At 63.6% G+C, this 6,000-nt stretch carries 5 protein-coding genes and 1 pseudogene; 5 read left to right on the plus strand and 1 reads right to left on the minus strand.

From position 1 onward, the window contains the following. Positions 1-15 precede the first annotated feature (15 nt). The gene (locus H8B02_RS09990) at positions 16-1,320 is read left to right on the plus strand and encodes a phospholipid carrier-dependent glycosyltransferase (protein WP_229166092.1); all 1,305 of its coding nucleotides are present in this window, start codon (positions 16-18) and stop codon (positions 1,318-1,320) included. 60 nt (positions 1,321-1,380) lie between these two features. Here the strand turns inward: H8B02_RS09990 and H8B02_RS09995 are convergent, their stop codons facing one another. After that, positions 1,381-2,013: an OmpA family protein gene (locus H8B02_RS09995; RefSeq protein WP_229166093.1), complete on the minus strand. Its 633-nt coding sequence runs from the start codon at positions 2,011-2,013 to the stop codon at positions 1,381-1,383. A 164-nt stretch (positions 2,014-2,177) separates the two neighbouring features. Here H8B02_RS09995 and H8B02_RS10000 point away from each other — a divergent pair, with 164 nt between their 5' ends. The 4 genes and pseudogenes from H8B02_RS10000 to H8B02_RS10015 all read left to right on the plus strand — a co-directional run. Further along, positions 2,178-2,420 carry a hypothetical protein gene (locus H8B02_RS10000; RefSeq protein WP_229166094.1) on the plus strand — a complete coding sequence of 81 codons (243 nt, stop codon included), beginning with the start codon at positions 2,178-2,180 and terminating at the stop codon, positions 2,418-2,420. A gap of 103 nt (positions 2,421-2,523) precedes the next feature. Beyond that, entirely contained in the window at positions 2,524-3,687 is a 1,164-nt protein-coding gene (locus H8B02_RS10005) for a winged helix-turn-helix domain-containing protein (protein WP_229166095.1), read from the plus strand. A gap of 251 nt (positions 3,688-3,938) precedes the next feature. Then, positions 3,939-5,264, plus strand: a complete 1,326-nt coding sequence (locus tag H8B02_RS10010; protein ID WP_229166096.1) for an MFS transporter — start codon at positions 3,939-3,941, stop codon at positions 5,262-5,264. Positions 5,265-5,619: 355 nt separating this feature from the next. Further along, a pseudogene (locus tag H8B02_RS10015) lies at positions 5,620-6,000 on the plus strand (efflux RND transporter periplasmic adaptor subunit); the annotation flags it as partial.

Below are 6,000 nucleotides of genomic sequence, written 5' to 3' on the forward strand. Positions count from 1 at the left end.
CAGCGTGCTCGCCCTTTGATCATCGCATCCGGATCTCCTTCTGTTCTGCGGCGTCCGGTCGCGCGCACGGCGATCGTCGGGGCGATCATCTTCATCGTCGCCCATGTTGTGCTGCTGCTCGGGATCACCACACCGGACAAGCTCTACTTCGATGAGGTGCATTACGTGCCGGCGGCGCGCCAGATGCTGTTGCCGGTAATCGAGGGCCCTATCCTCAACCCGATGCATCCGCCGCTCGCCAAGGAGATCATCGCGCTGTCGATCAAGGCATTCGGCGACGTGCCGCTCGGATGGCGCTATCCCGCGGCGCTGTTCGGAGCGCTCGCGCTGGTCGCCGTCTATCTCGGTGCCCTCGTGCTGTTCGCATCGCAGGAACGCGCCATCGCGGCCGTGCTGCTCGCCTTCTTCAACCAGATGCTGTTCGTGCAGTCGCGGATCGCGATGCTGGATATTTTCGCGCTCGCCTTCTGTCTGTTCGCGATCGCGGCTTTCATCCACGGCTTCAGGCAGAAGCGGCCGCAGTCTGCCTTCGCGCTGACGGGAATTTTCGCGGGGCTTGCCTGTGCCTGCAAATGGAGCGGGCTGTTCATGCTCGCAACCTGCATCGCGATCGTGGCAGTGATCCGCCTGATGCAAGGCTGGCGCACGCGCTTCGTCGACGCCAATGCGGAGGACTGGTACCGGCCGGACCTGTGGCCGGATTTCCGTCTGCCCCACTTCATCGTCTGTTTCGTGCTGATCCCGGCGGCCATCTATCTCGCGAGCTTCGTGCCGCTGTACGGCTTCTCGCTCACCGACCTCCTCGAGGCACAGCGCCGCATCTTTGCCGACAACACCACGACCGCGATCGCTGGCCACACCTATATGAGCTCGTGGCCGTCCTGGCCGTTCCTGGTGCGTCCGGTCTGGTATCTGTTCGAGAAGGTCGGCGACGACAGCTTCGCCGCGATCGTGTTTCTCGGCAATCCGCTGATCCTGTGGCCGGCGTTGATCGCGCTGATGGTCGCACTGCGCGACTGGATCGTGACCCGCAGCCGCGATGCGTTTCTCGTGCTGGCGTTCTATCTCGGTCCGTATCTCGCCTGGGCGCTGCTGCCGCGCACACTCGGCTTCATCTATTACTACCTGCCGGTCGCGACCACCGCGAGTTTCGTTCTGGTCTACGCATTGACGCGCAAGGGGAAGCCGCGCTGGCTGTTGTGGGCCTTCGTGGCCGTCGGATGCGCAGGCTTCATCGCGATGCTGCCGATCACGGTTGCCGCCATCGGGACGTCGATGGCGACCTTCAATCGACTGATGCTGTTCCAGAGCTGGATTTGAATCTCTCGGAACAAGCGATCCGCCTGCCGGGCGTGGCAAGCGGATCGGAAGTTGGGGAGATTACTGCGACGCCGTCTTGGTATCCATGTTGACGACCTGCACGCGGCGGTTGGTCGGGTCCATCGGCGCGCTCGGGTCCTTCGGCCGGGTCTTGCCGTAGCCGACGGTCACGAGATCGGAGCCGTTCAGCCCGTAATGCTCGACCAGATAGTTCTTGATGGTGTCGGCGCGGCGCTCCGAGAGATCCTGGTTATAGGCCTCGCTGCCGATCGCATCGGTGTGGCCGGCGACGACGAAGGTCGTGCCTTTCATGCTGGCGTCCGACAGCGCCTTGCCGAGCTCCTGCACCGCCTGGGCCGAACCCTTGGCGATGTCAGCCGAGTTGTAGTCGAAGTGAATCTCCAGATCGATCTTCGGCTTGTTCGCGGCGATGTCGGCGATCTCCTGGCGTTCGCCCAATGACAGCGAGCGGGTCTGCCTGTTGCGAACGGTGTTGAGGAAGCTCGCTTCCTTGGCCGAAGCGGCCGGGTCGACCTGCGTGCCGGCAGAGAGGCCGCGGGTGGCCGACTTCGGCTTCAGCGCATTGAGGATCTGGGCGGCCGGAACGGTGTCGCTGCCGGCCAGTGCGACGCCCGCCGTCATCGACAGCGCAGCTCCGATCGTCATAAGAGACAGGGAAAGGGAGTGGGTCATGGTTTTCGTCCTTAAATGTCAGGCGCCAGCCAATCCGGCTGTTGTCGTTTTGATGCTGCGAACCTAGAACTGGTTCAAAGCCGGCAATGTGATCCAGATCACGGATGAGTGTCCCGGGGCCCGTGCCGTGCCGGGCAGGGGCCGGCGACGGAGAGGAGAGCATCTTGGCCCACGTCAATCGCGTCCTCCGCTCGATCAATGACGAAGGTGCTTCGCGCTGCGTCGATATCTTCGTTCGCCCGGAAGGGACCATCGGCTTCGAAGAATATCGGCGGGACGTGGAAGATGGCCGCGGCTGGTTTCCGGTTGGCGGTCATTCGTCCCGGATTTTTCATGAGGAAAGCGCCGCGCTCGCGGCGGCGATGGCGGACGTTCCCTGGTTGCGGCGGGCCGTTGGATCGCAGTAGCCGGTCCGAAGCGCCCCCACGCCAGAGGGCGATGATTCCGCACGGCTGATTTCCCTCGCGCGGCTCTCCACAGCTGCGCGAATCTCACTACATTGCTCGGGCAATGCCCCGCGCCGCCGAACCCTTATCCCTGAACAATGCCGCCGCCCGCCATATCTGGCTGCGCGCGCAACGGCTCGATACAACGGCGCCGTTCGGGGACGGGGCGCCGGCCGTGGCGGCCGCCGTCGATCATCTCGGCTATGTGCAGATCGACACCATCAACGTGATCGAGCGCTGCCACCACCACATCCTGTTCAGCCGGATTCCGGACTACCGCCGCGCCGACCTCAAGCAGGCGCAGAGCCAGGACAAGAGCGTGTTCGAATACTGGACCCACGCGCTGTCCTATGTGCCGGCCAAGGACATCAACATCTTCCTGCCGGCGATGAAGGCGCACAAGCGCGAGGGCCATAAATGGTTCTCGTCGGTGACGCCATCGGATACCCGCAAGGTGCTGCGGCTGCTGCGGGCCGGTCCGCTGACCATCCGCGACATCGACGACGACGTGCTGACCGAGAAGGAGCATCTCTGGCAGAGCCGCAAACCCTCGAAGCGGGCGCTGCAACTCGCCTTCTATGGCGGCGTGGTCACGATCAGCGAGCGCGCCGGCATGCTGAAGACCTACGAGCTGATGAGCAGGCATTTCGGCTGGGATAAGCCGCCGAAGCCGGCACCGGCCTCGGTGCGGATCGCCTATCTGCTCGACCGCGCGCTGCGCTCGCAAGGCATCGTCAGCCTGGACTCGATCTGCCATCTGGACGCGCCGAGCAAGAAGGCGGTGCGCAGCCTGATCGAGGCGAGGGTGCGCCGCCGGGAGCTGGTGCGGATCGCGCTCGATGGCGCCGGCAAGCAGGAGCATTGGGCGCGGCCCGAGGTGCTGGAGGAGACCGGCGAGGGGGATCCCGCTCTGGTTCACATCCTGTCGCCATTCGATCCGCTGATCATCCAGCGCAAGCGCACCGAGCTGTTCTTCGGTTATGGCCACCGCTTCGAGGCCTATGTGCCGAAGGATAAACGCCTGTTCGGCTATTTCGCGCTGCCGGTGCTGGTCGGCGACGATATCGTTGCCGCGCTCGACCTGAAGACCGACCGGCAGAACAGGAAGCTCCTGATGCAGAAATGGAGCTGGGTCGGCAACGGCAAGAAGCAGGCGGCGCGCAAGGAGCTGAAGCGCCGCATCGAGGAGGAGCTCGACCGCTTCGAGCGTTTCCAGCTCGCCGAGTAAGGGCAGGCTTTTTCATTCGTCATTGCGAGCGGAGCGAAGCAATCCACCTCACCATTTGCGGCGCTATGGATTGCTTCGGAGCCTGTCATCGGGCGCGCGTTCGCGCGACCCGTTGGCTCGCAATGACGGTGATGGCCGGCGGGGCGCAGCCCGGGGTCCCGTCTGGCCTGTGTGCTATGAGTTTTTGCCATTGCTCAATGCGGGGCCACCCAATAATCCTCAAGGCAAGCAATAGCTTTGGGGGGAAACAGATGAGCCAGACCGCAACCGTCGCGCCCGATCGCGGCGCCCGCAGCGAGATCGAGACGTCCACGATCCGCGCGATCTCCTGGCGGCTGATCCCGTTCCTGATCCTGGCCTACTTCTTCTCCTATCTCGACCGCGTCAATCTCGGCTTCGCCGCGCTGACCATGAACAGCGAGCTGAAGTTCTCGCCGGTGGTGTTCTCGTTCGGCGCCGGCATCTTCTTCATCGGCTATTTCATCTTCGAGGTGCCGAGCAATCTGGCGCTGGAGAGATTCGGCGCCAGCAAGTGGATCGCCCGCATCATGGTGAGCTGGGGCATCCTTTCGGCCTTGATGGCGGCGGTCTATGACGAGCACAGCTTCTATGCGTTGCGCTTCTTCCTCGGCGTTGCCGAGGCCGGCTTCTTCCCCGGCATCATCCTCTATCTCACCTACTGGTATCCGGCCGAGTATCGCGCGCGCTTTCTCGCCGCCTTCGCGCTCGCCGTGCCGATTTCGACCGTGATCGGCGCCCCGATCTCCGGCCTGCTGCTCGGGCTGGACGGCGTGATGGGGCTGAAGGGCTGGCAGTGGCTGTTCGTCATCGAGGGCATCCCCTCGGTGCTGCTCGGCGTCGTCACCTGGTTCTATCTCACCGACCGGCCGGAGAAGGCCGATTGGCTCTCGGCCGAGCAGAAGGCCTGGCTGAAGGCGAAGCTCGATGCCGAGGTCGCCGCCAAGCAGGCGGCGCAGCACTTCACGCTCGGGCAGGCGCTGTCCTCGCCGAAAGTGCTGGCGCTGAGCGCGATCTATTTCGGCTTCGTCGCCTCGCTCTACGGCATGCAGTTCTGGCTGCCGCAGATCGTCAAGGCGTTCGGCCTCACCAACGCGCAGACCGGATTCGTCACCGCGATCCCCTATGCGTTCGGCACCGTCGCGATGATCCTGTGGGCGCGCCGGTCCGACGCCATGCGGGAGCGCGTGTTTCACGTCGGCGCGCCGCTCTTGCTCACGGCGCTGGCGCTCGCCGTCTCCAGCTACATCACCGATCCGACCATGACCATGGTCGTGCTGACGGTCGCCGCGATCGGCGTGTTCTGTACGTTTGCGGTGTTCTGGACGCTGCCGACCGCCTGGCTGTCAGGCACCGCCGCCGCCGGCGCGATCGCGCTGATCAACTCGATCGGCAATCTCGCCGGTTTCGGCGGGCCCTATCTGATCGGCTGGGTGAAGGAGACGACCGGCAGCACGTCGACCGGCCTCTTGGTGCTGTCGCTGTTGCCGCTCGCGGCCGGCCTCTTGGTTTTCCTCGGCAGCCACGAAACCAAGACCGAGTTCGCGAGCGCGAAGTAGGGATGACGCGAGCGTCGTGACGGCTGCGTAGGATGGGTAGAGCGAAGCGAAACCCATCGTTCATTGTCCGCGGCGGGATGATGGGTTTCGCTTCGCTCTACCCATCCTACGACTTGGCCGTACCGAACGGGTTGTCATAGTCCGGATGGAGCGAAGCCCAATCCGGGGTCGCCGTGTGCAGATCGTCCCCGGATTTCGCTGCGCTCCATCCGGGCTACGCAATTTCCAGAATTCCCCGCTTAACCCCACGTTAATTACTGCGTTCCTCACGAATTGGTTACTACTGACGAATATTGACATTCATCAGTGATAAATCGATACTCTTCATCAGTCGTCAGCCTGATGGAGATTTCAGATGTTCGTTCGTTCCGTTTTGTCGAGCTATTACAGGCTCTTGACCGGAGCAACGCTGGCTTTCGCGGTGTTTGCGCTGACCGGCTGCAATGAAAAGGCAGCCGAAAACGCCGATCCCGGACGCCCCGTGCTGGTGGCGACCGTTCATTACGAGGCCGAAACGCCTGAGCGGAGCTTTGTCGGCACCATCAAGCCCCGTATCGAAGCCGATATGGGCTTTCGGGTCGCCGGCAAGGTGGCCAAGCGGCTGGTCGAGGTCGGACAGACAGTCGACGTCGACCAGCCCTTGGCCACCCTCGATGAGGTCGATTTGAAGCTGCAGGCTGAGCAGGCGGAGGCGGAATTCCGCGCCGCCACCGGCGTGCTGGCGCAGGCCGCGGCC

The organism is Bradyrhizobium altum (assembly GCF_020889705.1).
GTDB lineage: Bacteria > Pseudomonadota > Alphaproteobacteria > Rhizobiales > Xanthobacteraceae > Bradyrhizobium > Bradyrhizobium altum.